This is a genomic window from Streptomyces sp. NPDC002467 (assembly GCF_042889825.1).
Taxonomy (GTDB): domain Bacteria; phylum Actinomycetota; class Actinomycetes; order Streptomycetales; family Streptomycetaceae; genus Streptomyces.
In genome coordinates this window covers 607,639-633,337 of record NZ_JBIARJ010000003.1, presented here as the reverse complement: position 1 = coordinate 633,337, position 25,699 = coordinate 607,639, and the positions used below count along the sequence as shown (strand labels likewise).

Annotated in this window: 29 protein-coding genes and 3 pseudogenes; 12 read left to right on the top strand and 20 right to left on the bottom strand. The window is 70.4% G+C overall.

Going from position 1 to position 25,699, the window contains the following annotated elements:
* Positions 1-118: 118 nt before the first annotated feature.
* Positions 119-883, bottom strand: a complete 765-nt coding sequence (locus ACFYYJ_RS09625; protein ID WP_389130523.1) for a MerR family transcriptional regulator — start codon at positions 881-883, stop codon at positions 119-121.
* Positions 884-1,151: 268 nt separating this feature from the next.
* Here ACFYYJ_RS09625 and ACFYYJ_RS09620 point away from each other — a divergent pair, with 268 nt between their 5' ends.
* The gene (locus ACFYYJ_RS09620; RefSeq protein WP_389130432.1) at positions 1,152-2,552 is read left to right on the top strand and encodes a hypothetical protein; all 1,401 of its coding nucleotides are present in this window, start codon (positions 1,152-1,154) and stop codon (positions 2,550-2,552) included.
* A 618-nt stretch (positions 2,553-3,170) separates the two neighbouring features.
* Here ACFYYJ_RS09620 and ACFYYJ_RS09615 read toward each other — a convergent pair.
* The 4 genes from ACFYYJ_RS09615 to ACFYYJ_RS09600 all read right to left on the bottom strand — a co-directional run bounded on the left by ACFYYJ_RS09615 (position 3,171) and on the right by ACFYYJ_RS09600 (position 5,040).
* Entirely contained in the window at positions 3,171-3,704 is a 534-nt protein-coding gene (locus tag ACFYYJ_RS09615) for a hypothetical protein (protein WP_389130430.1), read from the bottom strand.
* Complete coding sequence (locus tag ACFYYJ_RS09610) at positions 3,704-4,081, bottom strand: NucA/NucB deoxyribonuclease domain-containing protein (RefSeq protein ID WP_389130428.1); 378 nt, start codon at positions 4,079-4,081, stop codon at positions 3,704-3,706. Before ACFYYJ_RS09610 ends, ACFYYJ_RS09615 begins: the two co-directional genes overlap by 1 nt.
* Positions 4,044-4,358: a hypothetical protein gene (locus ACFYYJ_RS09605; protein ID WP_389130426.1), complete on the bottom strand. Its 315-nt coding sequence runs from the start codon at positions 4,356-4,358 to the stop codon at positions 4,044-4,046. Before ACFYYJ_RS09605 ends, ACFYYJ_RS09610 begins: the two co-directional genes overlap by 38 nt.
* A gap of 175 nt (positions 4,359-4,533) precedes the next feature.
* Entirely contained in the window at positions 4,534-5,040 is a 507-nt protein-coding gene (locus ACFYYJ_RS09600; RefSeq protein WP_389130424.1) for a hypothetical protein, read from the bottom strand.
* A 118-nt stretch (positions 5,041-5,158) separates the two neighbouring features.
* Here ACFYYJ_RS09600 and ACFYYJ_RS09595 point away from each other — a divergent pair, with 118 nt between their 5' ends.
* The gene (locus tag ACFYYJ_RS09595) at positions 5,159-5,290 is read left to right on the top strand and encodes a hypothetical protein (protein WP_389130422.1); all 132 of its coding nucleotides are present in this window, start codon (positions 5,159-5,161) and stop codon (positions 5,288-5,290) included.
* Between the two features lie 22 nt (positions 5,291-5,312).
* Here the strand turns inward: ACFYYJ_RS09595 and ACFYYJ_RS09590 are convergent, their stop codons facing one another.
* The gene (locus ACFYYJ_RS09590; protein WP_389130420.1) at positions 5,313-6,278 is read right to left on the bottom strand and encodes an ArsR/SmtB family transcription factor; all 966 of its coding nucleotides are present in this window, start codon (positions 6,276-6,278) and stop codon (positions 5,313-5,315) included.
* Between the two features lie 84 nt (positions 6,279-6,362).
* Here ACFYYJ_RS09590 and ACFYYJ_RS09585 point away from each other — a divergent pair, with 84 nt between their 5' ends.
* A complete protein-coding gene (locus ACFYYJ_RS09585) occupies positions 6,363-7,436 on the top strand; it encodes an acetylhydrolase (protein WP_389130417.1) in 1,074 nt (357 codons plus the stop codon).
* 122 nt (positions 7,437-7,558) lie between these two features.
* Here the strand turns inward: ACFYYJ_RS09585 and ACFYYJ_RS09580 are convergent, their stop codons facing one another.
* Positions 7,559-8,209 (bottom strand): hypothetical protein, encoded by a 651-nt coding sequence (locus tag ACFYYJ_RS09580; protein ID WP_389130414.1) that lies wholly within the window; start codon positions 8,207-8,209, stop codon positions 7,559-7,561.
* 625 nt (positions 8,210-8,834) lie between these two features.
* Between ACFYYJ_RS09580 and ACFYYJ_RS09575 the strand changes: the two genes are divergently transcribed.
* Positions 8,835-9,200 carry a hypothetical protein gene (locus ACFYYJ_RS09575; protein WP_389130412.1) on the top strand — a complete coding sequence of 122 codons (366 nt, stop codon included), beginning with the start codon at positions 8,835-8,837 and terminating at the stop codon, positions 9,198-9,200.
* 157 nt (positions 9,201-9,357) lie between these two features.
* On the opposite strand, the gene ACFYYJ_RS09570 is transcribed toward ACFYYJ_RS09575, so the two are convergent.
* On the bottom strand, positions 9,358-9,699 hold the full coding sequence (locus ACFYYJ_RS09570; RefSeq protein WP_389130409.1) for a hypothetical protein: 342 nt from the start codon (positions 9,697-9,699) through the stop codon (positions 9,358-9,360).
* A gap of 174 nt (positions 9,700-9,873) precedes the next feature.
* Positions 9,874-10,015, bottom strand: a pseudogene (locus tag ACFYYJ_RS09565) (HNH endonuclease); the annotation flags it as partial.
* Between the two features lie 333 nt (positions 10,016-10,348).
* Between ACFYYJ_RS09565 and ACFYYJ_RS09560 the strand changes: the two are divergent.
* Positions 10,349-10,611 (top strand): annotated as a pseudogene (locus ACFYYJ_RS09560) (IS5/IS1182 family transposase); the annotation flags it as partial.
* 15 nt (positions 10,612-10,626) lie between these two features.
* Here the strand turns inward: ACFYYJ_RS09560 and ACFYYJ_RS09555 are convergent.
* Both ACFYYJ_RS09555 and ACFYYJ_RS09550 read right to left on the bottom strand, forming a co-directional pair.
* Positions 10,627-11,112 (bottom strand): nuclear transport factor 2 family protein, encoded by a 486-nt coding sequence (locus ACFYYJ_RS09555; RefSeq protein ID WP_385360135.1) that lies wholly within the window; start codon positions 11,110-11,112, stop codon positions 10,627-10,629.
* 241 nt (positions 11,113-11,353) lie between these two features.
* Positions 11,354-11,551, bottom strand: a complete 198-nt coding sequence (locus ACFYYJ_RS09550) for a hypothetical protein (RefSeq protein WP_389130406.1) — start codon at positions 11,549-11,551, stop codon at positions 11,354-11,356.
* Between the two features lie 720 nt (positions 11,552-12,271).
* On the opposite strand from ACFYYJ_RS09550, the gene ACFYYJ_RS09545 reads away from it, so the two are divergent.
* Positions 12,272-12,805, top strand: a complete 534-nt coding sequence (locus tag ACFYYJ_RS09545; protein WP_389130403.1) for a hypothetical protein — start codon at positions 12,272-12,274, stop codon at positions 12,803-12,805.
* A gap of 451 nt (positions 12,806-13,256) precedes the next feature.
* On the opposite strand, the gene ACFYYJ_RS09540 is transcribed toward ACFYYJ_RS09545, so the two are convergent.
* The 6 genes and pseudogenes from ACFYYJ_RS09540 to ACFYYJ_RS09515 form a co-directional block, all read right to left on the bottom strand.
* Positions 13,257-13,484, bottom strand: a complete 228-nt coding sequence (locus tag ACFYYJ_RS09540; RefSeq protein ID WP_389130400.1) for a hypothetical protein — start codon at positions 13,482-13,484, stop codon at positions 13,257-13,259.
* Positions 13,485-13,538: 54 nt separating this feature from the next.
* Complete coding sequence (locus tag ACFYYJ_RS09535) at positions 13,539-13,904, bottom strand: hypothetical protein (RefSeq protein ID WP_385360142.1); 366 nt, start codon at positions 13,902-13,904, stop codon at positions 13,539-13,541.
* A 553-nt stretch (positions 13,905-14,457) separates the two neighbouring features.
* Positions 14,458-15,195 (bottom strand): SAM-dependent methyltransferase, encoded by a 738-nt coding sequence (locus ACFYYJ_RS09530; protein ID WP_389130520.1) that lies wholly within the window; start codon positions 15,193-15,195, stop codon positions 14,458-14,460.
* Positions 15,196-15,213: 18 nt separating this feature from the next.
* Positions 15,214-16,404, bottom strand: a pseudogene (locus ACFYYJ_RS09525) (glycosyltransferase); the annotation flags it as partial.
* 288 nt (positions 16,405-16,692) lie between these two features.
* On the bottom strand, positions 16,693-16,860 hold the full coding sequence (locus tag ACFYYJ_RS09520; RefSeq protein WP_389130396.1) for a hypothetical protein: 168 nt from the start codon (positions 16,858-16,860) through the stop codon (positions 16,693-16,695).
* Between the two features lie 471 nt (positions 16,861-17,331).
* The gene (locus ACFYYJ_RS09515; RefSeq protein WP_389130393.1) at positions 17,332-18,075 is read right to left on the bottom strand and encodes an SDR family oxidoreductase; all 744 of its coding nucleotides are present in this window, start codon (positions 18,073-18,075) and stop codon (positions 17,332-17,334) included.
* A 104-nt stretch (positions 18,076-18,179) separates the two neighbouring features.
* On the opposite strand from ACFYYJ_RS09515, the gene ACFYYJ_RS09510 reads away from it, so the two are divergent.
* Positions 18,180-19,028, top strand: a complete 849-nt coding sequence (locus ACFYYJ_RS09510; RefSeq protein WP_389130390.1) for a LysR family transcriptional regulator — start codon at positions 18,180-18,182, stop codon at positions 19,026-19,028.
* Between the two features lie 434 nt (positions 19,029-19,462).
* Here the strand turns inward: ACFYYJ_RS09510 and ACFYYJ_RS09505 are convergent, their stop codons facing one another.
* Positions 19,463-20,890 carry a WD40 repeat domain-containing protein gene (locus ACFYYJ_RS09505; protein ID WP_389130387.1) on the bottom strand — a complete coding sequence of 476 codons (1,428 nt, stop codon included), beginning with the start codon at positions 20,888-20,890 and terminating at the stop codon, positions 19,463-19,465.
* A gap of 213 nt (positions 20,891-21,103) precedes the next feature.
* Here ACFYYJ_RS09505 and ACFYYJ_RS09500 point away from each other — a divergent pair, with 213 nt between their 5' ends.
* Both ACFYYJ_RS09500 and ACFYYJ_RS09495 read left to right on the top strand, forming a co-directional pair.
* Positions 21,104-21,295, top strand: coding sequence for a hypothetical protein (locus ACFYYJ_RS09500; protein ID WP_385128937.1), 192 nt, complete (start codon positions 21,104-21,106; stop codon positions 21,293-21,295).
* An 814-nt stretch (positions 21,296-22,109) separates the two neighbouring features.
* Complete coding sequence (locus ACFYYJ_RS09495; RefSeq protein ID WP_389130384.1) at positions 22,110-22,523, top strand: DUF2231 domain-containing protein; 414 nt, start codon at positions 22,110-22,112, stop codon at positions 22,521-22,523.
* Positions 22,524-22,625: 102 nt separating this feature from the next.
* Here ACFYYJ_RS09495 and ACFYYJ_RS09490 read toward each other — a convergent pair whose 3' ends face one another.
* Positions 22,626-23,066 (bottom strand): hypothetical protein, encoded by a 441-nt coding sequence (locus ACFYYJ_RS09490; protein ID WP_389130381.1) that lies wholly within the window; start codon positions 23,064-23,066, stop codon positions 22,626-22,628.
* Between the two features lie 217 nt (positions 23,067-23,283).
* Between ACFYYJ_RS09490 and ACFYYJ_RS09485 the strand changes: the two genes are divergently transcribed.
* The gene (locus ACFYYJ_RS09485) at positions 23,284-23,445 is read left to right on the top strand and encodes a hydrophobic protein (RefSeq protein WP_384583059.1); all 162 of its coding nucleotides are present in this window, start codon (positions 23,284-23,286) and stop codon (positions 23,443-23,445) included.
* Between the two features lie 365 nt (positions 23,446-23,810).
* A complete protein-coding gene (locus ACFYYJ_RS09480; protein WP_389130377.1) occupies positions 23,811-24,179 on the top strand; it encodes a PRC-barrel domain-containing protein in 369 nt (122 codons plus the stop codon).
* 340 nt (positions 24,180-24,519) lie between these two features.
* Here ACFYYJ_RS09480 and ACFYYJ_RS09475 read toward each other — a convergent pair whose 3' ends face one another.
* Positions 24,520-25,290 (bottom strand): alpha/beta fold hydrolase, encoded by a 771-nt coding sequence (locus ACFYYJ_RS09475; protein WP_389130374.1) that lies wholly within the window; start codon positions 25,288-25,290, stop codon positions 24,520-24,522.
* An 86-nt stretch (positions 25,291-25,376) separates the two neighbouring features.
* On the opposite strand from ACFYYJ_RS09475, the gene ACFYYJ_RS09470 reads away from it, so the two are divergent.
* Positions 25,377-25,679, top strand: a complete 303-nt coding sequence (locus tag ACFYYJ_RS09470; RefSeq protein ID WP_389130371.1) for a hypothetical protein — start codon at positions 25,377-25,379, stop codon at positions 25,677-25,679.
* The last annotated feature ends 20 nt before the right edge of the window (positions 25,680-25,699 follow it).

The following is a 25,699-nucleotide window of genomic DNA, read 5'->3' as shown; positions in this document are numbered from 1 at the left end:
AGCAGGCAGATCTCCTCGCGGGCGGACCGAATCCCGGGTCCCGGATCCGGGGGGCAGGAGCAGCCATTCACCTCTGGCTGCGCTCATGACCCGCCGAACAGCCCTTGGACGCGTGCGGTCAGCTCAGCCGGGCATCGGCGTACACGGTCATCGCATCACGCTGGTAGACGGCGAGTCCGTCGGCGATCTTGTCGAAGTTGGCCCGCATCTGCGGGTCTTCGACATAGGTCTGGGCCACTCCCTTGTACGCGGCCGCGTTCGGGGTCCAGAACCGGCAGATGCCCTTGTAGTTGGCGTCCACTTCGGCCTGTACCGCAGGGTCGGATACCGGTGTGCCGGCCACCATGAACTCCGCCATGCGGATCATCTGCGCCGTCACCTCACGCTGCCAGCGCTCCGTGTCCTCCGAGGTCATCGCCTCGACGGCCTGCCGGGACTGCTCCCACGCCTGCGGCCACCGCTCCCGTACCTCGGCCTCGGCCTCGGAGGGGGGCTGGAACCCCTCGAACAGGTTCTCCGGCTTGTTGATCTTCGTCATACGGCCCTTGTCCTTACCTTCTTCCAGTTCGGCGATGGTGCGGCCGACCGTACGGGCCAGCGTCTCCAGCCGGTCCCGTTCCGTGAGCAGCCGTTGGTGGTGCTCACGGAGCACGGCCACCTGGTCGAGCCGGCTGTCCAGGACCGCCTGGATCTCGCGCAGCCCCAGGTCCAGCTCCCGCATCAGCAAGATCTGCTGCAACCGCAGCAGATCGGCCTCCTCGTAGTAGCGGTGCCCGTTGCTCCCGATCCATGCGGGCGGCAGCAAGCCGATCTCGTCGTAATGCCGCAGCGTCCGCGATGTCACCTTGGACATCCGCGCCACCTCCGCGATCGACCAGGCCATTTCCGGTGCCTCCCTCGCCGGGCCGGTCTCTCCGGCCACACACATGACCGTAGAAGTTGCCGCAACGGAAAGCGCAAGCCCGAAGCCCCGTTGGACAGGCACCAGGGCCTGACCCGGCGGAAAGGCGCCAGGAACCCCAACTGCCATCGGTCGGCGAACGCCGATCCGGGAGCCTTGAGTTGAGGTCCGCAGGAGGCGGTTCGGACCGTCGCGTGACCGTCCGGCCGGGGTAGGCCGTTGTGTCCGTGGGGTCGGTACCGTGCGCGGTATGAAGATCGAATCCCTTCTCGACGACCTCCGTACGCTGCGCGACCGCGGCGCCTTGGGCACCGTGGACGCGCGGCAGGACCTCGGCGATCCGGGCACACTCGGCGGTCTCCGTGACCTTGATGGTCTCCGTGACCTCGAGGATTCGACCAGCGCTGGTGACGAGCGGGCCCGGGCCGAGGCCGTCCTCGCGCTCCTCACGGAGCGGGCCGACGACGTGGTGCCGGCGCTGCTGGCCGCCGTCGCCGACGCCCGGTCGACCGCCACGCTCCAGCCCGTGATGCGGATCCTGGCCCTGATCGGGCCGCCCGCCTTCGACGCCGTACTCGCGGCTTGGCGGCACGGCAACGTGAAGGACTGGGCGGCGGGCCGGCTGCTCGGGGCGTTCGACGAACGGTGCGCCGACCGGTACGCGGAGCTGGCCACCGATTCCGCTCGCGGCGCGGCGGGCAACGGGTTCGCAGGGCTCGTCCGGCTGCGGACGGACTCCGATACCGGGCTGCGCGCCCTGGTGGAGTGCTACGCGGGCCGCCGCCCCGCCCCGTACAAGGCCGACGACTACGCCCTCCTGACGCACGAGGCGTACCGCACCAGGTTGCGCGCGCTGCGCCGGGACCCGGCCGCGTCACCGCGGACCCGGCGGGGCGCGATGGCCGCGCTCGTCGCGGGCGGCGGCGCCGACGGGCTCGACGCCCGCGACCTTGCGGCGATCGAGCGCCTGATCCGGGTGAAGATCGCGGACGAGACGCCGAGCGCACCGTCGCCCCAGCTCTCCGGCTGGTGGCTGGCCGTGCCTGGGGCCTCGTACGAAGGCCTCTTCGGCGCCCTGGACCTGCACCACCGGCGACCCATCACGTGCGCCACGGGCGTCGAGGCGGCGGGCCGTGAGATCCGGTTGCCCGTCCCCGGCGGTGACGGCGCCGTCCAGACCGTGGGCCATGTCTTCGTCACCCCGGAGCTGGACGGCTGGCGCCTCGTGTTCGGCCCGTACGACCTCCTCATCGGGAAGGGATGGGAGGACATGGTCGAGACCGTCGAGCGCGTAAGCCGGCACTGCGCCCAGGCGCAGCTCTTCTTCGTCGACGACGCGGGCGGCTCCGACGTGTGGTTCGTCGCCGAGGAGGGCTGCGTGATCCGACAGTACGCCGCCGAGAGCGACCCCGAATGGGAGGGCGACCCGCTCCCCTGGGAGACCCTCGCGGTCGACGACCCCGACTTCGACCCGGAGTACGACGATGCCCCTCCCAACGCGGGAACCGCCGGCGTGCGCACCGCCTGCGGCCACCTCTCGGTCGACCCGGACATGGTCGGCTCAGGCACCGAAACCCGCGGACACGGCTGGCTCGCCCTCACCTCCCCGCACGCCGGCCACGGCGCCTTCCCCGGCATCCTCCCCCTCTGAGCCCTCACTCTGCGAGGCGGTGCTCCGCAGGCAGGCGGGCGCTACGTCGACAACCTTCCCGTCGAGCTCCGCGTGTACCGCCGGGAGGACTACGGCTTCAAGCTGACGCCCAGTTCCCCAGGTGGGAGAGGGGCTGCACCGGGACCGCCACGCCGTAACCACGCCGGCACAGAGCAGAGCCCGGCACACACCGGTGCCGGGCACTGCCCCGTTTTCCACCCAGCGGCGATCACATGGGGCCACACCAACCGGCACCGAGGCCGGTCCGGCGATCCGCCTTCGACCTGGGTCAGGAAGCCCGCTCGAAGGCCAGTGTCGCGTTCGGGAAGTCGGCCGCATACCGCAGCAGTGCTCCCGCTCGGCCTGTTTCGCGGAGAGAGACCACCGGTGCTTGGTCGCCACCCACTCGCCGAGGTACCGGCAGTGCACCGCCGGAGCCGGCATCCAGGTGGCCCGGTCCTGTTCGCCCTTCTGCCTGTTGGAGCGGGCCGTGACCCCGGCCAGGCCGGTGTCGCTGCCGAAGACCCGCACGCGACACCCCCAGGCACCGGCCTGGCCTCGCAGCAGCCAGTCCCGCTCCGACTCGTCGACCACCGACCCCGCGCCGGCTTCGGCCGGTCAGCGGTAGAAGGTTCCGGTGGTGTCGCTCAGCTTGTGGGTGACGGGCTCGGAGACGGGTGCGGGCCAGAGCTGGATGAGGTGCTGCTCCAGGGGGTGCTCGTCGTCGGGTTCCAGTGCCTGCCGTGCCGCGTCGCGGCCGCGGGCGTGGACACGGATCCGGGCGGACCGGCCGGTATAGGCGGACAGCGAGGGGAACGGCGTTTGGTCGTGGGCGTCGATGACGTACGCGTCGCCGTCCGGGATTTCCAGGCTCGCTTCGACGACCTCGTCCCAGTCATCGAGAGCCGGCGCCTGCGGGGAGGCGGAGTGCAGTTCGAGGGTGACGGTGACGTATCCGGTCTCCAGGCCGGTCAGGATGACGGCGAACGTGCCGGGAACATCGATGCCGGTACCCGGGCGCAGGGGTGCCAGGAGTCCGTTGAAGTTGGTGTAGGTGAATCCGGTGGGGTCGAATTCGGTGCCGTAGAGGTAGTACTGACTGTCGCTGGCCCAGACGGGTGCGGTGGCGGTGATCTCGTGGGGAGTGGGCATCAGGGGACCTCGACCCAGAACTTGTCGCCGTTCAGGACGCGCTGGGCTTGGTAGAAGGCGGAGAGGCAGCGGGCCTGGCTGTTCTGTTCGGAGATCGGGACCCAGGCCCATCCCCAGTCATGGCGGTCGGATTTCGAGGCGCCCTGGTTGGTGCGCGCGAAGGGGTACTCGTCGCAGGACTGGCCCTGGGCTCGCTTGCGGAAGGCTGGGCAGGCGCTGGTGCGGTTGGCACGTTCGAGTATGGCGTCGGTGATGCGGGGCAGGGGGTGCCGCCTGAGCGCCAAGAGCCGTTCACAGGCCCGCCCGGTCAACTGGTGCGCGACCGCGTACGCGAACCGCTCATTGCACCAGGGCCACGGTGCCGTTGCGCTGGACATCGCGCGGGCGCTGCCGTATCGGTACCGGAGAGCGGTGATGGGCCCGCTCACCTTCCTCCATGGCCAGAGCTCGCACCGTACGTGCGAGGCGCTCGCTCACCGCATGCTGGTCATCCGACGGCTTCGGCAGCGGCTCGGCATCCAGTATCCGGTGCGCGGTACGCAGGGTCTCGCCGCGCCGGCTCCCCGAGAGCATGAAGTCGACGAAGGCTGGGACTTCGGGGTCGGGAGCGACTACAGCGACTTCGACGCCGAAGCGTCCTCGGTGGCCGGTCACCCAGCGTCGGATTGCCTGCTTCGGACGGAGACCTCTGCGACTCCACAGGTCGTCATCGTCCCCTCATCACCGGTCAGCCTGGGCATTCACCGAGGGGGAAGACAGCCGTCATGGTGGCCGGGCGAGAACGAGGGTCCGCAGATCACTTTGACGGCAGACCGCGGGACGCAGGTCCTCAGACCCCGGCCGTGCAGAACACGCACGCCTGCCAGAACGGCAGCGCATCCAGCACCCGGTGGCGCACACAAGAGGCCATCGCGGCCTCCTGCGGCCCGGGCAGGACGCTCGCGCCGGCCCTCGCGCTCTCAGGGTCGAACTCCTCCACCATTGCTCGGTACGTACGCAGGTGTCCCTCGGCCCGTGCCGGCTCGTACGTCAGTTCCTCCCAACGGTGACGGGACAGCGCCAGATCGAGGACGCGCAGCAGAAAGTCCTTCGCCGCGGCTCGCTCCAGGGGCGTGACCCCCCAATCGAGTTCGGCCAGCCCGAAACCAACCACCCCACGCCCCATCACGCTCTGGTCCTGGAGCGTCAGCAGGGCGGCGAAGCGGAAGTCCCACGGCTTGTGGGCCAGCGCGGACACGGCGAGCATCAGCACGTCCACGAACACCGCCGTGCCACCGTTGGTCATCTCCAGGCACTGGCCGTCACCGCCACCGCCACCGCCACCGAACACGTTCATGTCTCGAGAGTAAAGGGAGGGTGAGGCCGCCCTCCACTTCGTGTTCTGGCACGGACCTTACGAAACACCGGCGGCCGCCCCGCCTGGCGCAGACCTCCGTGTAGGGACCTCCAACGCCATGGAGCCGGGACCGCGGCCGGCGTCCTGGCTCCGTGGCGGACAACGCATCCTGGCCCTGACCGCCGCCATCTGGCACGACCGGGCCAACGGAACACTCCTGACCAGGTCACTCATCGCCTACGACCACTGACCAGGACTTCGGGCTTACTCGTCTAGGGCGGCCAAGCGCCCACCACCAACGTACCGAGAGCCGTGCGCCGGTGGGTGACCGAGCGGCCCGCGCGAGCCGTCGTCGCCATGCCCGCCGATCTCAGCGCGGCCGCGTGGGACGAAGCCGTCGCGTTGCTGACGTGGAGGGCGCGGGCCAGGGAAGTCGTGGTGTGAGGTTCGGCAAGGAGGCGCAGAGCTTCCAGCCGTGTGCGGCCCAAAACGGCGGCAAGGGCCTCGGCGGGGCCGACCGGGCCTGCCGCGGTGGGCGGAAGCCCGGGACCGGCCGGGTAGGTGAGGACCGCGGGATGGCCCGGCGTGTCCTGGAGAAGCGGTCCCGCCGGGTGGTGGAAGGTGGGCAGCAGAACCAGGCCACGCCCATCGAGGCGGACGTCGCGGACCGGCGCCGGGCCAGGCAGTTCCCACACGTTCTCGTGGAGCCGACTGCCCGGGGCAAGGCCGGTCAACGCGGAGGCGACGCCGTGCTCGGCGGCGGTCAGGGCGTAGCGGGTGAATTCCCCATGGTGGAGATCCTGGACGACGGACCAGACCGGGGCGATGACTGCCTCGTACGTGGCCCGCTGGGCATGGTGCAGGGTGTGCCAGGCCTTCTCGTCGCCCGCGTGCAGGCCGCGGATCCAGCGAGGGGCGGGCACCGCCCCGTAGACCCGCTCCAGCTCGGATCGGACGAGAACGGGGTTCGTGGCACGGATCTGTTCGACGCCCTCGGCGACGCTGTCGCCGAGGGCGTCGAGGAAGGAAGGCGGACGGCCCGCCGGAACCAGGTCGGCGAGCGGGCTGCTTGCCGCCGGGAGGGAGCGCAGGATACGGACCCGCCACGACGCGAACAGTGGCCCGCCACTCTGGGTCATGGCCGTGGTCAGGGCGGCGTGCAGCTCTTGGAGCGGCGCCGGGCGGGCGGCGAACCGGACACGTGCGAAGTCCTCCGCGGTGAAGTGGACTCGCAGCACTCTCACAGCTCCTCGTCCTGGGCCGGCCTTTCGGCGAGGGCCTGAACCTTCGCGTCCTGACGGCCCTACACCAAGGATGTTCGTATGACTTCGCGACGCACTCTTCTGAAGGGCACCCTATTCGGGAGCGCCGCCGCCCTGCTGCCCACGGCTGCCTCCGCGTCCACCGGCGGCGCGATCCTCCGACTGCCCGCGCCCGCCTGCCCGCACCCGGTGGGCATGCTGACGGCCCATCTGACGGACCCGTCCCGGACCGATCCGTGGGTCGGCGGTGTGCGGGAGTTGATGCTGACCGTCCTGTACCCGGCCCGATCGATAGACGGCTTCGCCCGGGCCCCGCAACTCACTGCGGCCGAGGCACGGGAGTTCGCCGGCCTCGCGCCCCACATCCATCCCGGACTGCCACAGCCGGGAGTAGTGGACTGGGGCGCGGTCCTCACCCACGGGCACGTGGGCGCGCCGCCGCTTCCCGGGCGGCGGCCAGTACTGGTGTACTCACCCGGCGGCGGTGACTCCCGCACGCTCGGCACAACCCTCGCCGAGGCCCTGGCGAGCCGCGGTCTCGTGGTCGTGCTCGTCGATCATCCTGGTGACGCTTCCCAGGTGGAGCTGCCGACCGGGATGCGGACGACCGTCCTGTTCGGGCCACCGGACCCGGCGACCTTCCGCACGATGGTGGACACCCGGATCGCGGACCTCCGGCTGGTTCTGGACCGACTCGGCAGCCTGCCGCTCGCCCAGGTCATGGACTCCCGCCGGATCGGCTTGTACGGGCACTCGGCAGGCGGCACGGCAGCGGTGTACGCGGCCCGTGACGACCGCCGTGTCGGTGCGGTGGCGAACCTGGAAGGCTACCTCGACCTGTACCCGTCGCCGGCCGGCTGCGACCAGCCACTGCTGCTGTTCCGCACCGACGGATTCGACGGCGCCGCTCGGATCGAGTCGTCCTGGGCCGGCCTTCGCGGCCGTCGCGCGCTGCTCCCCGACGCGAATCACGGGGCGTTCACCGACTACGGCTCACTCGTCCCTCAGCTCCAGACTGCCGGCCGCGTGACAGCGGCGGCGCGGACCGCGCTTGTCGGCACCGGCGACCCCGCGGTGACACTCGCCGAGGTACGGCGCCGGCTGGGGACCTTCTTCGCCCGCCATCTGTCATGACGGGACGACGAGGCGACGGCCGGCGGGCCGCTCCGGCCCACAGGGCATCGGTCACCTGCGCCTACCCAGGTTGTCTGCCCGGTCCAAGGACCAGCAGCCAGGGCTTCGGCGCGGCCGCCTTGTCAGGCAGATGCGATGCGGGCCAGAAGCGCGTGGACTTCGCCGACTCGGGAGTGCGCCGGATGCAGGTACCGCTCGCAGGCGGCCAGCGCCCGCCGGGCCTCGGTCTCCGCCTCGCCGGCGCGGCCCAGGGCGTGCAGGGCCACGGCCCTGGCGAGCTCCAGCTCCCCGCTGTCGGAAGGGAGCGGCTCGGGGAAGGTCCTGCGGGACTCGGCCAGGGCTTCCTCATGGCGCCCCTGCCCGGACAGACTGCGGATCAGCAGCCGGTGCAAACGGGTCGCCAGTCGCTTCTCGGCCCGCGGTAGATTCCCGCGGGCGATCGTTTCCGCCTCCTCGTACTCGTCCTGCGCGCACAGCGCGTCCCCCAGGCATTGCAGGGCGCACAGTTCGAGTTGCCACACCTCGGTCAGATGCTTGAGCCGAGTCAACGCCCGCAGGACGGCCCGGGCCTCGACCTCCGCTTCACCGGGCCGTCCTTCATCGATCAGCACCCAGGCCCGGTTCAGTCGGGCGGCCAGCAGCAGATACCGGTTCGCGCCGTCCAGCTGCTCCAGGTCCTCGATCAGTGCTTCCTGTTCGGCCAGCACTGCCGCCCCTCGCCCGTGGGCCGTCGCCGCCATGGTGGCGAAGTACGTGGCTTGCCAGACGGTCACAGGCCGCCGGTCGCGCCCCCATTTGCCCCGGCGAGCCGCGATGACAGCCCGCGCCCGCGCCTCGGCCTCTTCGTACCGGCCTTCGCGCACCAGGTGATGGGCGTTTTCGAAAGCTGCTTCGTGCCAGGGCGCCGCAGCCCCCCTCGTCCATGCCTTCCAGGCGGCCGCACTCAACACTCGTCCTCGGGATGCCACGCCCGGGAGACTACGCGCCCGTCGAAACCAGCCGTTGCCGGGGTGGCCGCACCTTCTGGCGACAGCCCGGAAGCGGAGCCGTAGCCGCTGAGCGAGAACGTGCGAGGAGCGGGCTCGCACCACTCTGCCGAGAAGTCCGGCCCGGCCCGCAGCCGCCGCCACGACGGCCCGACGTCCGGCGAGGTAGACGGCGGCGGTCTTGCCGTAGCGATCGGTCAGGCCACAACCGGAGCGCTCGGGGGGAACCGGAGCCCCGGGGGTCAGCCTTGGTGTTGAGCGTATTGAGCCGCATACCAGCTGGAGTCGATGGTGGGATTGCGCAGGGTCCCCCAGAAGCGATCATCAGGTATCGGTGGCAGTGGCGGATTGCCCAGGTCATCGTGCTGGCTGGGACGCGGCCGAGACCCTGACACAAGACGACGGGCACTTCATGGGCCCGGGCCTGTCCTGGGCCGAGCTGACCGCCATAGCCGACAACGGCCTGCCCGGCGGCAGCACCACCGACCCCCACTCCCGACTGCTGCTCCTTCTACCGGCATTCGGCGACGCCGCCGTACCGGATGACGCCGTCGATCGCCTGACCGCGGCACTGCGCGCCCGCACCCGCGTCGAGGAGCCCGAGCGGCTTGCCGCGACGCTCCTCGAGCACCAAGGGCAGTGGGGGCCTGCACGCTGGACCACAGCCGAGGACGGCTACCTGATCAACGACGGTGGCTACTCCTACCGCAACCCCGCCAACCGCTTCGCCTGGTCCACCGCCCACCTCGCCCAGATCTCCACCGCACTGACTCCCTAACAGCACGGACAACGCCGGGCTGATTGAAGCTCAGCAGCTTCAGTTCCGCCAACGGTCCGGTCGTGGAGGCCGGAACCCGGCCCTGTGCGTGCCCGAACCCCCGCGAAGACGCCCCCTGGTCGGGCACAGCGCACGGACGGTGCGCGATCGCGCCGGCTCACCTGCCGAACATGAAGTAGCGGGCGGGGACGAACATCTCGTGGCCCGTGGTGAAGCGGACGCGGACTCCGTCCTGCGTCCATGTCGTGGACTCGATGCCCTTCTCCGCCACGGCGGTGTCGACGTCCAGCCAGTGTCCGTAGGCGGCACCGGTATACCGGCCGGCCACGATCCGGTAGGTGTCGCGCCCGGACGGGGTGTGTCGGTGGACCAGTTCCAGGTAGTGCTGTGCCTCGTCTGCGTAGACCACCGAGGAGGGCGCGGCGCTGCGGTACGTCACCTCGGTCCGGGGCCACCACACCACGGTCAGGAACACGGTGGTGAGCAGAACACCCGCCACCACGCCCAACAGGACCAGGACGACCCCGGCCGGCCGGCGGTTCCGACTCCTGCGCTCGTCGGTGAACGTGTCGATGATGCCCTCCAGGCCGTCGTCGCTCCGCGAAGGAGGACGCGAATCCGGCCCGACCGGTTGTGCCGGCCCACGGGTCGGCCCCCTCCGCTCGCTGCGATGGGAGAGGCCCCAACAGAGCCTGGTCGCGGTCCACTCGACGCCGCTCGACGCCTCACCGGCACAGGGCGTCCGCGGATGGCGGCAGCCGCTGCGCCGGGTCCTGGTCGGCCTTGGTCCGATTCGAACGTGCCGTGACCCCGACCGGCCGGCGTCACTGCCAAAGACCGGAACGCGACACCTCCAGGCGCCGGCCCGCCGCGGCAAAAGCCGGTCCCGCTCGGGCTCGTCGACCACCGCCCCCCGCCGGCTTCGGCCTTGTGTCATCGGTAGAAGGTTCCGGTGGTGTCGCTCAGCTTGTGGGTGATGAGGTCCTAGACGGGAGCGGGCCAGAGCTCGATGAGGTGCTGCTCCAAAGGGTGCTCGTCATCGGGTTCCGGTGCCTCCCGGGGCGCATCGCGGCCGCGGGCGTGGACACGGATTCGGGTAGGTCGGCCGGTGCAGGCGGACAGGGAGGGAAACAGCGTTCGGTCGCGGAAACCACCAGTCCCTGCGGCGGCAGCAGATCAAGCACACGATCCCTGAACCCGCGGGCCAGCGAGCCAACCGCCAACGACGGGGCAGCAAGGGCGCCGGCCCACCCGCTTCGACACAACGGTCTACCAGCGCCGCAACGAGGTCGAGGGCACCATCAACCGGCTCAACACATTCCGCGCGGTCGCCACCTGCTACGGCAAGAGGAGCCACGTCTTCCACGGGCCGGTCACGGTCGCGGCGATCCGGCTCTGGATCCGGCCGTGACCGCCACATCCTCGCCTATTGGTCTTCCGGGACCAGGACGCCGAGCTCGAGGCGTTCCGTGGGACCGGCGAACGCGAGGAAGACAGTGCGCGTGGTGAGCAGCCAAGTGTCGTCCAGCTTGCGGAACGTGTCTTCGTAGTGCCCGACCTGAACCGGGGGGTGCGGCGGTACGAGGCCCTCGCTGTAGCCGTCGACACGGTACGTGGTGAAGTAGGTGGTGGCGGCGGCGGTGTCCGCGGAAGTCACGGTAACCAGGATGTTGGTGCATATGCGGCGTGAGAGTCGGTCCGCGGGCCGGTTGCCGAAGTAGATGCGCAGCGCGTCGTGACCCGCAATGCGGCGCTCGCCGGCGGGCCATTCCCAGGTCCCGTCCTGCGTGAAGAGGTCCGCCACCGAGCCCGGATCACCGAGGTCGAGTCGGTTTACGAACTCCACGACCAGTCGCTCACAAGCCCGCTCTGCGAGCAGGCGCTCCACCGGGTCAAGAGTGTCAGCATTCATGATCAACTCATATCAGGTCGCCGTTGCCCCTGGCTGAGGCAGCCGTACCCGAGCTGCACCCCCCGTTCCGGGCGCACGCTCTCCAGAGCGGTGCGGCGCCCGCCCGTGGTCGCCCCCATCTACCGATCCGTGACTCAGTGGCGGCCAGTCCACAAATACCTGAGCCGGAAACCGAGAACAGGCTCTGGCACAACTTCTCTGGAACGACGGCCCCGAGGCGTTGCAGCGATGGGCGATTCGGTCACCCCGGGCGATGTCGCTGTGCACCTCGCTCACCGTTTTCGAAACGAATCCCGATCTTCGGGTCGATGAGCGCCACGAGGTTCTCCCAGCCATCAGCAAGGGAGTGTTCTGCCACAGGACGCGCTCGCACCACGAACGACTCAAGACACTGCTGGTGCTTCTGCTTTATATCCGCCTGATCGCGTGCCACGCGCATGCCCTCACCTTGCGTCCAGCATGAGGGGACGTCACCCGCGCAGACCAGCCAATTCTCCCGGGACGGTTTCCCACGACCGTCAGCTGGTCAGTGGCCATCGCCGGACCGATACCGGCGACGCTGATCGCGGCCGCGGGTCACGCGGCGCCCGGCCCGTGGCCTGTGCTGGTAGCTGCCGGTCCGTGGAGCAACACTGCGCTCACCGTCCAGTTGCCCGGCCGCGGCCTTCGCCGGACGCCTGGGCAGCCGCAGGTCCGAAGACCTCATCGAAGGAGTGAGCCCGGTCAGGAACGCGTTCGGCGTGGTGGCCGCGATCGCGGTGTAGATCCTGGGCGCCGAGAGCGTGAGGCAGGACAAGGTCGCTGCTGCGCGGTTCCGCGACAGCGTGAAGCTGCCGCCGAATTTGGCCGGTCGACGGCCGATGGGGTTGGGTGTGCATGTCAATGAATCCGATCATGGTCCGATTTCTCCGGGCGTGATCAGGGCATCGGAGGATTCCGGGTGAAGGCCGTAGTACGGGGGGCCGCTGTCGCGGCGGTAATGGCGCTTGCCCTGACCGGGTGCAAGGACGGAAGCACCCCGGGGGAAGGCACGGCGAAGGGCAGCCCGACCGCGGGTGGGGCGACGGCAAAGTCACCCAGCCCGACCACGGGAGGGGTGACGGCAAAGCCGCCCGCCAAGGGAGGCGGAGGGTCATCGGCACCCGCCGACGGCAAGGGCGTGACGCCGAACTTCCCGCCGGTCTGGGTGGACACGACGGGCCTGTACTCCGCACTCCCGTCCGACGGCAGCATCGGCGACGTCATGGTCGGCGGTCAACCCGTCGTGGTCCAGGGCAACGATGCGGTCAAGGGCTGCCCCGAGCTGACGAAGTCGCCGTGTCCCGGGATTCAGGCGATCGGGAACAGGGACATGGAGGCCCGGGGCTCCGCAGACCGGGCGCGGGTGGAGTTCACCCTTTTCACTTTCGCCACGGCGAAGGACGCGACCACGACGATGAAGAACCTGGCGGAGCACGAGCGCAAGGAGAGCGCGGAGCACGGCGAGCCGGCGAAGCCGGTGACGGTGGACGCCGGCGCAGACGAGACCGAGGCGATGCAGGACGGCGACAGCTTCGATGTCGTCATGCGCATCGGCGCCGTCGTGGCGCACCTCCACGCGAGCGACACCGAGCTCCGCAACGTGGAGTATGCGGCAAAGGTCCAGATCGCCCGCGTGAAGTCCGTCTCGAACGGCATCAACCCGGACCGCTGACCCGCCGGACGGTTCGCGAAAGGCTCCCCGGCCCGCACCCGAAGTGTCGGCCGGGGGCTCTCTTCCGGCCGCAGGAGTCTGGCTGCAGGCCGCTGCGCGAGCCGTCGACGAGCGAGGACGACAACAGCGGCTGAGGCTACGTGGCAGCACAAACCGCGCCACTGCGAAACCGAAGAGAATCATTCTCGACTACCGAAGAGGGGGAAACCGTGAACGAGGCAGACGGGAGTGGACCTCGTGGCGGGTCAGCCGGAATTCGCTGTGCCCGGTTCCGGCGCCCACTGCCCCGGCGGGTCGCGGCCGTGCCGTATGAGGGCGTCAGCCGGCCAGCCGTCGTACGGCCGCCACGACGGCTCCCAGCTGGCCTGATGGGGCAAGCTCACGCGGCCAACCCGCCATCAGGCCCAGGTGGCGGCTCAGCCTCCATGAAGAACGCAGCAGTTCTGGCAGCTCATCGCGGCCCGCGATCAGGCGGCCAACGCTTGCCCACGGAGGCGCGGCAGGTGGGCCACGGACAGCGGGTCGTGAGGTCCACGTCCTCGGCGTTCTCCAGCCCGGCGTCGGCGAGGAAGACACGGATGTCGGACGGGTGGTGCGCGACCCCGATGGCAATGCCGTCGTAGCGCACCCGGCGCCGGCCATGCTCGTCGGGCGGGTAGACGATCAGCTTGGCGGGCATGCACGCTGATCGTCGCGGTCCACGCCCGCACCACCGATCGATCAGTCAACCGCTTCAAGGCGTGGTCGAGCTCCGAGACTCGGCCCCGTCCGCAAACAGAGTGCTGATGTTGTTCCACATGAAGGCGTCCTTCCACTCCGGACGCCCTCCAGCCCAACCGCTCAAGGCGGCGATCACTTTCTCCTGAGAGATCGTCCGAGTCTGGTGGTGCTCCGCCGCTGTCCCATCGCGGAATTCCAGCTGGTAGGTGTTGTCGTCTCTCAGCCACACCTGCACGTACCAGTCGTCGTCCGCCTCATCGTCGAATCGTTCGACGATCACGAAGGCGTTGCCTCGGCCGAGGTTCGCCACCAGCCGGCTCAAGGCAGTGGGCCCCGGATTCCTCATCTGGCGGCCGTGTTCATCTCTCGCTCGCAGCATGGACGGATCATCACCCACAGGTCTGACACCAGCCGAAGACGCCCCTTCGTCTCACCCCGGATCGAGGAGTCAGGTACCCAAGACCGACCCGATCCGTCAAGGAAATCATGAGGACAAAGCGTCCAGGATGTCCTGAGCCCTCACACGTCACCATGCCTCCGCCTGTCCGAAGGCCCCCTCCCCTACACCGAACGCCTGCGCATGCTCCGCGACGCCGCCCCCAACTCAGACCGCGGAACCTGGCGAACAGAAGACGGCCAGTCAGGGCAAGACCACTTCGCAACCACCAACACCGACTGGCAGCTGACCTACGACGTGGCCAACCCTCACCAAATCCGCGTCAGCTACCCACCCCACGACCACGCAGCGGTCCACCAAACCTGACCACCGCCATCCACCTCATGGGCTGCGACATCCTCACCATCACCACCGCGGCCGGAACACCCCTGGCCACCTGGAACACCCACACCGATGAAGACGAGCCCCACCGAGACCCGCCTTCCCCCGCCACCGCGTCACCGCGTCACCGCGTCACCGCGTCACGCCTGCACGGTCATTCCGTGGTCCGGCGCAGGACCAGGCAGACGAAGCCGAAGCTGTCCCGGTAGCCGTGCAGCCAATCCGAGCGGGCGTCGGTGGCAGCCTCCAGTACCTGTGCGGAGGCCGGATCTTGCGGGTGGTCCAGGGCCCATGAGGCCAGCGATCCCCAGCAGGCCCACTCGTAGGCGTCCAGCTCGGCGCGGGAGCTGACGTGGCCGTGGACGGGGGTCCAGCCGTCGGCGACGACGGCGTCCACCGTGGTCGCCAGGTCCGCGAGTTCACCGAACATCTCGACGGCCGCCGGTGACGGAGTGCGCTCCCAGTACGACTCGCCGATCAGGACGCGGCCGCCGGGGGCCAGGTGCTCGCGGGCCGCCGCCAGCGTGGGCAGGAGACCTCCGAAGGCATGCGTGGCACCGATGCTGATCACCAGGTCGAACGGCTCTGAAGGGCCGAACTCCGCGGCCTCCTGCTGGTGGAGGACAAGGCGCTCGTCGACTCCGAGTTCGCGCGCCGCCTGGCGGGCCCGGGTCAGGGAGACTGCGGAGACGTCGACGCCTTCGGCGTGCAGATGCGGGCGTGCGGCAAGGGCGCGCAGGAGCCACTCCGCGGTGCCGCATCCGAGGTCTAGGACTCGCTCGTGGCCTTGGGGGAGGCTGCGTTCGAGCAGGCGGCTTACCGAGTCGTCGTCGAGCGGGGACTTGATCGGGTGGTGTGCGTGGGCGATCGCGGAGATCTGTTCGCGGCTCATCGGTGTGGTGTGCTCCATGTCGAGGATCAGCTTCGCGGCCACTGTCGTGCCGTCGGTGTGCATCGTGTCGGCGACGGCCTGCGCCCGGGCCGCCGTGTCGGGGGCCAGGGCCGCCTCGAGGGCGGCCGACAGGGACTCGAAGGTCGGGGTCGGGCCATCGTGTGCCGCTCCGATGCCCAGCTCGGCCACGCGGGCCGCCCAGTACGGCTGGTCCACGAACTGCGGCACCACCACCTGGGGTGCGCCGGCCCGGGCGGCGGTGGTCGTGGTGCCCGCGCCGCCGTGGTGGACGACGGCCGCGACCCGGCGGAACAGGGCCTGGTGGCTGACGTCGCCGACGCCGAAGCAGTCGCCGGCGTCGTCGACCAGACCCAGGTCTGCCCAGCCGCGGGAGACGAGCACGCGGCGGCCCTGCGCACGGGCGGACTCGACGGCTGTCCGGGCGATGTCCGTCTCCGCGCTCAGGGGCATGCTGCCGAAGCCGACGTACACGGGCGGTGCGCCCGCGTCCAGGAACGCCTCCAGATCGGCGGGCAGGGGGCGTTCGTCGGGCAGGATCCACGCACCGGTCTGCACGACGTCGAGGTCCGGCAGCTGCTCCCACGGGCCCAGGACCGGGTCCACCGCCAGCCAGGGCCGTTCGGTGAACACGTGGGCGCGTACGTCGTCCACCGGTGCCAGGCCCAGCGCCGCACGATGGGCGTTGAGTGGCTCGCGGTAGAGGGCGTTGACCTTCCGGGTGTCCAGGTCCCACAGGGCCCGGTTGTCGGTCATGTCGGGCGGAGCCGGCGGGCCGGGCCGCGGCGGCGGCGGATAGTGCGGGGAGGGCATCTCGAACGGATGGAAGCCCGCGTACACGTAGCGGATGCCGAGCTTCTCCGCCACCGAGCGGGCACCGGTCGGCATCAGCCCGCTCGCCACCAGTACGTCACAGCCCTCGGCGGCCTTGCCGACCGTCTCGAAGTGCGCGGCGACCAGCTCGGCCGCGAAAGCGGCCGCGTCCGACGGCGGAGCCCCAGTTCGCAGCGCGCGCACGTCCCGCCCGGAGGGCACCAGCTCCGCGCCGACTCCGGCCAGCAGTTCCGCGAACTCCTCGTCGGGCGGTGCGCACACGCGTACCTCCGCGCCGAGTTCCCGTAACGTCGCGGCCAGTCCCGCCAGCGGCGCGATGTCGCCGCGCGATCCGTAGGCCATCAACAGCACACGCATGTCGTGTTTCTCATTCCTTGTGGATGCCGGCGTCGGCCGGCGACGGTGAGGTAGGACGTGGGTCTTCCAGGCCTGCTGCAGGCCCCTTGGGGCGGGTTCGCGTCGGGCGGCGGTGATCAACGATATCGGCGGGCCCGAGTCGGTTCGCGGGTGGCTTCGACGCCGGATACGGGAGTCGAGGGCGAGGCAGTCCGTCGCGACGTGAGCCCCGGGCCGCTCCGGGCGCGCATGGGTGCAGTCCGACCGCTCCCCCATCCGCATGCGCTGAGGGAACGGACCTGCCGGCCATCAGTCCTCGATCGCCTGGTACAGAGTGGTCCAGAAGTCGTGCATGAGGTGCCCCCACTGCCCCCACACCTCACCCACGGCCACGACGGCGTCGGCGTCGGCGTCGGCAGCAGTCAGACGGTCGGGGAGTTGAGCGTAGCGCTCGACAGTGCGCCGGCTGATGCCCAAGATGCGCAACGGTCTTGGTGTTCTTCTCCTGGCGGACCAGGTAGCGCCCGCGCCCGCGCTCTTGGGGATGGGCCGGGGGAAGTTGTCGGCGTACTCGTCAATGTGCGTACTTGCCTGAGCACATTGACGAGTACGCAGACAACAGCCATCTCCACAACGCCCTCGCGCCCTCGCGCCCTCACCCCTTGGCAAAGCGCCCTGAAGTCGGCGAGCTCATCCACCATACCCGTGTGCCGAGGCTCGATGGTTGTCACCGGCGGAGCCGAAAAGGCCGGCAGAAGGGCCGGCCCGAAGCAGCCTGGTTGTCACCTGGAAGGCAGGGTACTCGTCACAGACGCACGGTGCCTTCGCCCCTCACCTCGTGGTCCGCCGGCGGCTCGGGCTCGGCGGCCGTACCGACATGGCGTGACGGCGCCGGTCACGAGGACGCGCGTGCGCCATCTCCCCGGGGTAGCGCGAACCGGAAGCGCGTCACCAGGGGACCTCTCCCTGGTCGTCGAAGAAGCGGCCCGTAGGCCCGTCGGCCGATACGGTGGCCAGTCGGATCGCGGCGGCTGCGCCCTGCTGAGGGGTGCGCACTCCCCGGAAGCCGTTCAGGTCGGTCGCCGTGAAGCCAGGGCAGACGGCGTTGATCAGGATGCGGGTGTCGGCTAGTTCCTTGGCGTATTGCACGGTGACGGCGTTGAGGAACGTCTTCGACGGAGCGTAGGCGATGGAGATCGGGCCCGTTTCGGCGTCGGGTGTGGTCTGGAGTGTGAGGGAGCCGACGCTGCTGGAGACGTTCACGATGCGCGGCGCCGACGAGCGGCGCAGCAGAGGGAGGAGGGCGTTGGTGACGCGGATGACGCCGATCACGTTGGTCTCCACGGCCGCCCGTACCCGGTCCACGTCGACCGTGGTGGGCTCCTGCGGCGTACCGCCGGTGATGCCGGCGTTGTTGACGAGCGCATCCAGCCGCCCGGCCTTCTCCTCGATCAGCCGGGCCGCCGCGGACACGCTCGCTTCGTCGGTTACGTCCAGGGGCACGCCGAACACGTCGGCGCCGGCCGCGCGGAGCTTGTCCACGGCGGCCTCGCGCCGTTCCTCGTTCCGCGCGCCGACCCCGACCGTCCAGCCGAGGGTGCCGAGTCCGGCGGCGATCTCGTACCCGATGCCCTTGTTGGCCCCGGTCACCAGCGCGACCTTGGGGTGGTTCACGGTGTTCGTCTCAGTCATGACACCGATGCTCCTCCCCCGCCGGGCAGGGCGTCCAAGACCGACTGGGTGGGTGGCGATACCACCTGGGTATCACTCCTGGCCGGCCCGGCTAGGGTGGCGGGGTGGAGACACGTGAGCTGCGGTACTTCGTCGCGGTCGCCGAAGAGCTGCACTTCGGCCGGGCCGCGCGGCGGCTCGGAATCGCCCAACCCCCGCTGTCACGGGCGATCGCCGGGCTCGAACGACGCCTGGGCGCCCCCCTGCTGGAGCGAGGCAGCCGGGGCGTCGCCCTGACCGAGTCCGGGGCGGTGCTGCTGCGGGAGGCGCGGGCGGCCCTGGACGCCGTCGAGGCCGCAGAACGGCGCACCCGCCGGGCCGCTCTCGCCGCGACGGGCCGCCCCGCCGTGGTCCTGGCCGCGAAGGCGGGTGCCTCCGACGAACTGCTGGCCAAACTCCTCGACGCCTACGCCGCCGAGCCGGGCGCCGGCGCCGTCGACGTCGTGCTGTGCGGGCCGGGCGAGCAGGTTACGGTGCTGCGCACCGGCCGGGCCGACGTAGCCCTGCTGCACCGGCCCTTCGACGACACGGCCGGCTTCGACACCGAGGACCTGCACTCCGAGGGCCAGGTCGCGATCCTCCCCGCGGGCCACCCCCTCAGCACCCGCCCCCACCTGCGGCTCGCCGAGGTCACCGCCATTCCCGACCTTCCCCTGCCCCGCTGGCCCCGCCCCGACGGCACCTTCCCGGACGGACCCGGACCGCAGGTGCGCGACCACACGCAACTCACCCAGCTCATCGCCCTCGGCCGCGCCTGCGCGGTCCTCCCGGAGTCAGCCCGCGCAGGCCTACGCGACGGACTCACCGCCGTACCGGTCACCGACGCCCCCCACGTCACCACGGTCATCGCCTGGCCCCCACACAGTCGTTCAACGGCGGTCGCGGGACTGGTCCGCGCCGCCACCGCCCTGTAACCGTCGGCGGTGAACGCCTGGACACCGCGCCGATTTCGGGGCCGGCGTCCGGTCCTCCATCAGCTCCCCGCACATCGTTCGGTACGAATTGGCCGGCCTGCACCGGCGTTGCCAGAACCGCGCTCTGGCGCAGCCGGGCGCCGACGCCAAGTGACAACGAACCTGCCTTGGTGACACCCATCGCGCCTCGACTCAACCCGAACGGAATTCCCCACCGCAGCTGACCTCGGTCAGTAGGCGACATCGATGTAGTCGATGTCGGTGAACTCGACGAGCAGGTCTCCGGCGCGACGGCCTCCGTCCTTGAGGTAGGCCTCGTACAGGGCCTCCGCCGCGAGCACCCGGAGGTCTTGTTCAGTGGCGCCGGCCTGGTGCGCGGCAAGAAGGCGTCCGGCGAACTCCGGGGCGAGGCCGCATCCACTGGGAGACCGTCCTCACGAAGTGGGACTCGTTTTGCTGTAGAGCCGTACGGTGCAGTCCCTGCTGCCGGTGGCAAGGAGGTTGCCATCCGGTGAGAACGCCACAGCGGAGATCCCGGCCGTGTGGCCGGTGAGAGATCTGCCGACGCGTCGGTGGGTGGTGGTGTTCCACAGCCGCAGCCTGTTGTCGTATCCACCGCTGGGCAGGGGGATACCGCCGTATCCGGCGGTGGCCAGGATGGCTCTGTCGGGTGAGAACGCCAGCGCCTCGACGGCCGCGCTCTTGTGGCTGGTGAGGGTTTCGAGGAGGCGGCGGGTGGCGGGGTCCCACAGCTCCACCGTTCCGTAGCCGGTCCCGACGGCCAAGAGGGAGCCGTCCGGGGAGAAGCCCATGCAACGGATCGCGAACGGGCGGGTTCTCAGGGGTTGTCCGCGGGGTCGGCGGGTGGCGGGGTTCCACAGTTGCAGCGTGAAGTCGGATCCGCCGGTGGCGAGGAGGGCGCCGTCCGGCGAGAACGCCACCGCCGCAACACTGTCCCTGTGACCGCTGAGGGGCTTGCCGATGGGCTGGCAGGTCACGGGGTTCCACAACCGTAAGCGGCCTTTGGAATCGCCGGCGGCGAGAAGGGAACCGTCTGGCGAGAACGCTATGGAAAGGATGTCGCACGGGGGGCCTTCGAGGGGCTGGCCGTGTGGGCGGCGGGTGGCGGTGTTCCACAGCAGCACCGCGCCGTCGGTTCCGCCGCCGGCCACGAGTGTCCCGTCCGGCGAGAACGCCACCGAGTAGACCCCGGGGCCGTAGCCGGGACGATTCTTGTGACCGGTGAGAGTCTTGTGAATGCGTTGGCGGGTGACGGCATTCCACAGCCGCACTCTGCCGTCTCCGCACCCGGCAGCCAGCAAGGTGTTGTCAGGGGATACCGCCAACGCCGCAACCGGGTTCTGGGCGGTGGTGAGAATCCCGACTTCCCCGAAGCGGTCAGGCACCCCGACCGGCAGAGCCGGCGCCTGTTCCGATGCGGCCTGCAGGGGAACCCCGGGGGGCGCCGGCGGCTCCACCTCGACGGCCGGGTCCCCGGCGGGCGCGCCATGCGTGCGTTGACGGGGAGGCCGCGCTTTGGTGATGGCTTCCCAGCGGTCGTGCCAAACGTCGAGTACGGGGTCCCCATAGGCGGGAGGGGCGCAGGTGCTGCGGGCCCGGTCCCAGGTCATGAGGGTCCTCACCAGGCACAGCAGCTTGTCCCGGCCTGCATAGCCGCCGTTGAGTATGCCGCTGAGTGTCGCCGGCGGCAGGGAGGTCTTCTCACCGGTGAACAGTCTCCGGGCCCGCTTCTCGATGTCACGCAGGGACGGATTGCCCGCGCGGACCCTGAGCGCGGTCAGTTCTCGTGTCTGCTCGCGAAGGAGTTCCGCATAGCTGCCCGTGGTGTCCGACGATGCCATCGCAGCTCCCGTGCCGTATCCGTGGCAGACCAGGCTAGAACGGATCCTGCCTTAGGCACTGACCTTCGCTGAACATTCCCGAACACCTCGGTACACGCGGCCGCGCGCCCTGCTGAACACCGCGGTCCCCGGTGCTGTCGGCGCCCTGTTCAGGGTTGGCCGAAGTCGTTCCCTCCGAGCTGGTCAGAGGCTTCCGCGGTGCAGATTCGGTACATGACCGCACCTGAGAGCCCGCAGCCGTTCCTGTCCCTTCACACCGCAGTCATCCTGCTCACCGCCGTCATGATCGGCATCGTCCTGGGCGCCCTGACCCTCCTCAGCGGCGCCCCCGCGCCCGGCGCCATCGCCGCCGGTCTCACCAGCGCCGGCGGCAGCGTCCCGGCCCTGCGCAGCCTCATCCGGTAACCGTGCCGACTTCAGCAGCCCGCTCCCCCACAAGCCCCGGCCTCGCACACGAGGCAGACCGGCCCGGAACCGCTGACGCCCGCCACCGCCGCGCGGGCGCCCGCCCCGGCACCGGCGTATCCGTACGACAGCCTCGGCGAGCCCGGCCACGATGGCACCCCCATCCACGCCCACCCCGGCACCGCGACCACGCCGACACACCCGGCCCGCCGGATGAAGCCCGGGCCGCCTCCGCGGGAGCGAGCCCGCTACCGGCTCGGCCCGTGCCCGCCCGGACTCATCGTCCGCCAACCCCTCCTGGCAGACGTGTGCTCCGGCGCCGCAGGCCGCAGCCGCCACCCAAAGCGCACCACCTGCTCCGGCGCCGGGTGACGTCGTGCGTCGTGCCCAGGGCTCCAACGTGGTCACGACCGCCCACACCCCGAGCGTCACGGTTTCGGGGGCAGCACCGCCTGGCCGCCTCGGCAGATAGTCGGCCCGTCCCGGTGAGGGGTGGTCAGTGCGCGGCGGGAGACCCGGGCCGCCCCGCGGCAGGCCGGTTCAGAACGGCGATGGAGGCCGCCGCTCCTCCATTTGGCGGGTTTGTCGTTCGGGTGCAGTCGTGGGCGGGACGGGACGGCGGCCGGGCAGCGGGTAGGCGTCAGGTAGGAACTCGCACACGCTTGACGCTTCACCCACGGCCGGGCCGACCGCGGCCCTTGGCGCCGCCTCGGCGTGCTGGCTGAAGACCCCGGACCGCCTCGAGCGGGCCACGGTGGCCGATCCGGCCATCAGGGTGCTGCAGCGGGGAATCCGCTCACTCCCCTTGGGGGGCATGCGCGATCTGCTGCGCGGGAGGCAACTGGGCCACCCCGTGCACCCCGTACTTGTCCAGGTGCCCATCGGATGCCGGCTGTCGGCCTCGGTACTCGACCTGGTGCCGGGAACGCGCCATGCGACGACCGTCCTGACCGCCGTCGGACTGGTCGGCGTCGCCCCCGCCGTGGTCACCGGATCGGCGGACTGGGCGGACCTGCCTCCCGAGCAGGCCCGGGTCGGCCTGGCCCACGCGGTCTCGAACGTCGCCGCGGTGGCCTGCTACGCCACGGCACTGACCGCGCGACTGCGCGGCCGCTCGGCGAGGGGCCGCCTGTGGGCCCTGGGCGGGATGGCCGTCGTGGCCCTCAGCGGTGCGCTGGGCGGCCACGTGGCCTACCGCCAGGCCGTCGGAGCGCAGGCCGCGACATGAAGGGGCCGCTCGCGTTCGCGCTCCATCCCCTTTGAGCGGCTCCGGTCGGTCGGCCGAGTTCCGGTGGCCTCACCCGCGCACCGCCGAGGCGGCGTCCTTCGTTCAGGACGGGGGCGTTGCGGTGTGGTCAGGGTGATGGGGAGTGCGGCGCATCGTTTTGAGGCGGGCCTCCAGGAGGTGGTCCCGCCCTCCCGCCAGCTCGTCCACGATGTCCCGTTCCACCGCGGCGAAGGGTTGGTAGTACGTGGAGTCGTACGCCTCGATGATCTGGAAGGTCCAGTGACCCGGGATGACATTGCGGCCCGTGATCACCCGTTCGACCCGATCGGTCTGTTCCTCGTGCCCCGCCTCCCGCGGGAGCCGGACCGCGTCGCCGAGCTCGAAGTCCGCGGTCCCGGTGACCTGGTGGAACCCGTACAGATGACCACGGGCCCGCTCGGTGGTTTCCAGCGCCTTCGACAGCGCTCCCAGGGCGCGCACCGACTTCTCGTCGACACCTTCCGGAACCTGGTGTGCCGGATCCATCTCGTCATTGCTGTTCATGGAGGGTCTCCTGCCCGAAAGACGGCGCATTCGCCGGCCGATTGAGCCAATCAGCGCAAGAACTCTCCAGATGCGTCGCCTGCGACGCGGCTCCGCCGAAGCGCGTCCCGAACTGCAGGGAGAACCGTCTGCCCGGCCATCAAGTTGAGAAACACATGGGAATGGGATGCATGCCCTGCAAGTGGTTGGGCACACGGCGCTTCGGAGGTTGATAACTATGGTTCCCCTGCTTCTCGTTCTCCTGCTGGTCCTGCTCCTCTTCGGCGCGGGTTTCGCGCTGAAGATTCTCTGGTGGGTGGCTATCGCGGTCCTGATCCTGTGGCTGATCGGTTTCGTCGCCCGGCCCAAGGGCGGCAGTGGCCGCTGGTATCGCTGGTAGTCGGACGGCAAAGTGCGGTTCTGACACTGCACGGTGGCCGGTCACCCCTTCTCGGGGGTGACCGGCCACCGCCATGTCGTCGTCTCGGGCTCTTGCCCATGCGAAGCGGATGGAGGGGCCCATCCGGGGCAGTCGGAGGGCAGCCGGGACGGTCGTCGTGACGCAGCAGGGGACCTGCTCACCTCCATGATCGACGGCCGCCCCGGTCCGTATTTCGATCCGGGTGCGTAATGTCGTGAAGGCGGGGCAAGCGGAGTCCAGGCGGAACGCGGCACGACCGCCGAGCACGATGTACGGAATAGGAGGAGCGGTGAAGAATTCGTTCTTCGACCGCCGCCTCATTGACCGGAGGAGTTGTTTTTCGCGTGACTGAGCACATGTGGAGTTACAAGTCGACGTCGGGCCACCTGGCCGGTGCCGATCTGACCGGCTACAAGGTCGAGGCGACCGACGGCAGCATCGGCAAGGTCGACAAGCACTCCGACGAGGTCGGTGACGCCTACGTCGTCGTGGACACCGGCGTATGGATCTTCGGCAAGGAGGTCCTGCTGCCGGCCGGCACGATCGTCAGGGTCGACCCGGAGGACAAGAAGGTCTTCGTCGACCGCACCAAGGAACAGATCAAGAACGCCCCCGAGTTCCACCGGGACAAGCACCTCGGCGACGCCGGGTACCGGGAGGATCTCGGCACCTACTACGGCACCGGCGCGCCCTTCGGTGGCCGACCCGCCTGAGCGCACTCCCCCATGACGTCGTCGGTCCCGGCACCCTCCTGGGTGCCGGGACCGACGTCGTCGGGGTCAGCCCTTCGTCGGCGAGTCGGCGTCCGCGTGAAGCACGGGTTACCTGGAGGGCGTGGCGGTCCCCCGGCCGTTCCTTCGGCCGGAGGAGCGTCACGAGCCATGGCGTTCCCGTTCCCGGGAAGGCCCGCACGCGGACCCGCCCCCCCTGCCCCGCTTCGCCCCTGCCACACTCCGGATCCGGGATGCGGACAAGGCACCTGACTTTGTGTCATGCGCACCGGACCGAACAACACCCGGCACGGCGCACCGAGTCGGTCCCACTGCCGGAGCGCTACGCAGTCATTCCTTCAGGAGCTCCCGGATTCCGAGAGGAATTCCGCAAGGCGCACACCCCAGCCGGTGACTTCGGCGCGGGGTCCGTGCCACGTGCAGCCGCGCGCGGCAGGCACTCGGCGAGGGTCTGCGCCGTCGCCAGGGGATGGCCCGGGTCACCTGCCCAGGCCAGGATCAGGGCGGGTCGGCGCAGCGTGGAGAGCACGGCCGGCGGGGGCAGATCGGCCAGGGCCAGGCCTCGCAGGACGGAGGGCAGGACCTGCTCCGCGGGGGTCGGCGGGGTCTCGGGAACGTCCGCCACGACCACCGGGCGGGGTCGGCTGACCCTGGAGGCCTGCCAGGCCTCCGCTCCCTCTCGCTCGATGGTTTCGGCTGCCGCCCGGTTCGCCCGTGCGTAGCCCTTGCGGGTCGCCCACGCCGTGGGCGGGATGAGGAGGACGAGCCGGAAGAACCGACGGGGTGCGCGGACGGCGGCGTGCAGGACGGTGCCACAGCCCATGGAGGCGCCGATGCCGCCGACGCGATTCGTGGCCCCCAGGTGATCGAGCAGGGCCAGCAGGTCGTCGGCGAGCGAACTGTAGGTGTAGTCGGTGTCGACGGCCTCCCCCGTGGACCTGCCATGGGCCCGCGCGTCGTACCGGACCAGGCGCCGCCCTGCGTCCAGGAGGGGCGCCCAGTCGAAGAGGCCCATCCGTTCCTCGACGGCCTGGCTCCCGAAGGCGCCGTGCGCGTACACGGCCAGGAGCCCGTGACCGGTGTCGTCGTTCACGAACTCGGCTCCGCGATGGCGGAAGTGGCCTTCCACGACCGGATGGACTCCGAGAGTCGTCAGGGCCCTACGACCTCCCCGTACCGGTGCGTTCACAGTTCTGGCCGTTCTCCTGGCTCGGCTCCCTGGCGGACCGCGTCCGATCGCGGGCCCGGGAGTCCCACGGGGAGGACGGGACGGTGTCGGGTGTCCTCCAGCGCGAAGGCGGCGGCCGTGTACAGATCGCCCCCTTCCTGCGCTACAGCGTCCGCATCGCCCGCGGGCGCGTTCCCGCCCATCAGGCCGAGTCCGCCCTGTGGGACCGGGTCGACCGTCTCGCCGCCCACCGCACCGGCACGCCGCTGCCGCCGCAGCCGCCCGGCGGGTCGCTGCCCCGCCGCACCCGCTGACCCCCTTTCGCCTTCTGGCC

Excerpts from the sequence above, each read along its gene's own strand:
- ACFYYJ_RS09485 (WP_384583059.1), top strand. The coding sequence starts at position 23,284 with ATGGTTCCCCTGCTTCTCGTTCTCCTGCTGGTCCTGCTCCTCTTCGGC.
- ACFYYJ_RS09610 (WP_389130428.1), bottom strand. The coding sequence starts at position 4,081 with ATGTCCAGCGCAACGGCACCGTGGCCCTGGTGCAATGAGCGGTTCGCG.
- ACFYYJ_RS09585 (WP_389130417.1), top strand. The coding sequence starts at position 6,363 with ATGACTTCGCGACGCACTCTTCTGAAGGGCACCCTATTCGGGAGCGCC.
- ACFYYJ_RS09530 (WP_389130520.1), bottom strand. The coding sequence starts at position 15,195 with ATGAGCCGCGAACAGATCTCCGCGATCGCCCACGCACACCACCCGATC.
- ACFYYJ_RS09620 (WP_389130432.1), top strand. The coding sequence starts at position 1,152 with ATGAAGATCGAATCCCTTCTCGACGACCTCCGTACGCTGCGCGACCGC.
- ACFYYJ_RS09555 (WP_385360135.1), bottom strand. The coding sequence starts at position 11,112 with ATGAATGCTGACACTCTTGACCCGGTGGAGCGCCTGCTCGCAGAGCGG.
- ACFYYJ_RS09595 (WP_389130422.1), top strand. The coding sequence starts at position 5,159 with ATGGAGCCGGGACCGCGGCCGGCGTCCTGGCTCCGTGGCGGACAACGC.
- ACFYYJ_RS09540 (WP_389130400.1), bottom strand. The coding sequence starts at position 13,484 with ATGCCCGCCAAGCTGATCGTCTACCCGCCCGACGAGCATGGCCGGCGC.
- ACFYYJ_RS09575 (WP_389130412.1), top strand. The coding sequence starts at position 8,835 with ATGGGCCCGGGCCTGTCCTGGGCCGAGCTGACCGCCATAGCCGACAAC.
- ACFYYJ_RS09495 (WP_389130384.1), top strand. The coding sequence starts at position 22,110 with ATGCGCGATCTGCTGCGCGGGAGGCAACTGGGCCACCCCGTGCACCCC.
- ACFYYJ_RS09490 (WP_389130381.1), bottom strand. The coding sequence starts at position 23,066 with ATGAACAGCAATGACGAGATGGATCCGGCACACCAGGTTCCGGAAGGT.
- ACFYYJ_RS09515 (WP_389130393.1), bottom strand. The coding sequence starts at position 18,075 with ATGACTGAGACGAACACCGTGAACCACCCCAAGGTCGCGCTGGTGACC.
- ACFYYJ_RS09615 (WP_389130430.1), bottom strand. The coding sequence starts at position 3,704 with ATGCCCACTCCCCACGAGATCACCGCCACCGCACCCGTCTGGGCCAGC.
- ACFYYJ_RS09625 (WP_389130523.1), bottom strand. The coding sequence starts at position 883 with ATGGCCTGGTCGATCGCGGAGGTGGCGCGGATGTCCAAGGTGACATCG.
- ACFYYJ_RS09535 (WP_385360142.1), bottom strand. The coding sequence starts at position 13,904 with ATGCTGCGAGCGAGAGATGAACACGGCCGCCAGATGAGGAATCCGGGG.
- ACFYYJ_RS09505 (WP_389130387.1), bottom strand. The coding sequence starts at position 20,890 with ATGGCATCGTCGGACACCACGGGCAGCTATGCGGAACTCCTTCGCGAG.
- ACFYYJ_RS09550 (WP_389130406.1), bottom strand. The coding sequence starts at position 11,551 with ATGCGCGTGGCACGCGATCAGGCGGATATAAAGCAGAAGCACCAGCAG.
- ACFYYJ_RS09600 (WP_389130424.1), bottom strand. The coding sequence starts at position 5,040 with ATGAACGTGTTCGGTGGCGGTGGCGGTGGCGGTGACGGCCAGTGCCTG.
- ACFYYJ_RS09500 (WP_385128937.1), top strand. The coding sequence starts at position 21,104 with ATGACCGCACCTGAGAGCCCGCAGCCGTTCCTGTCCCTTCACACCGCA.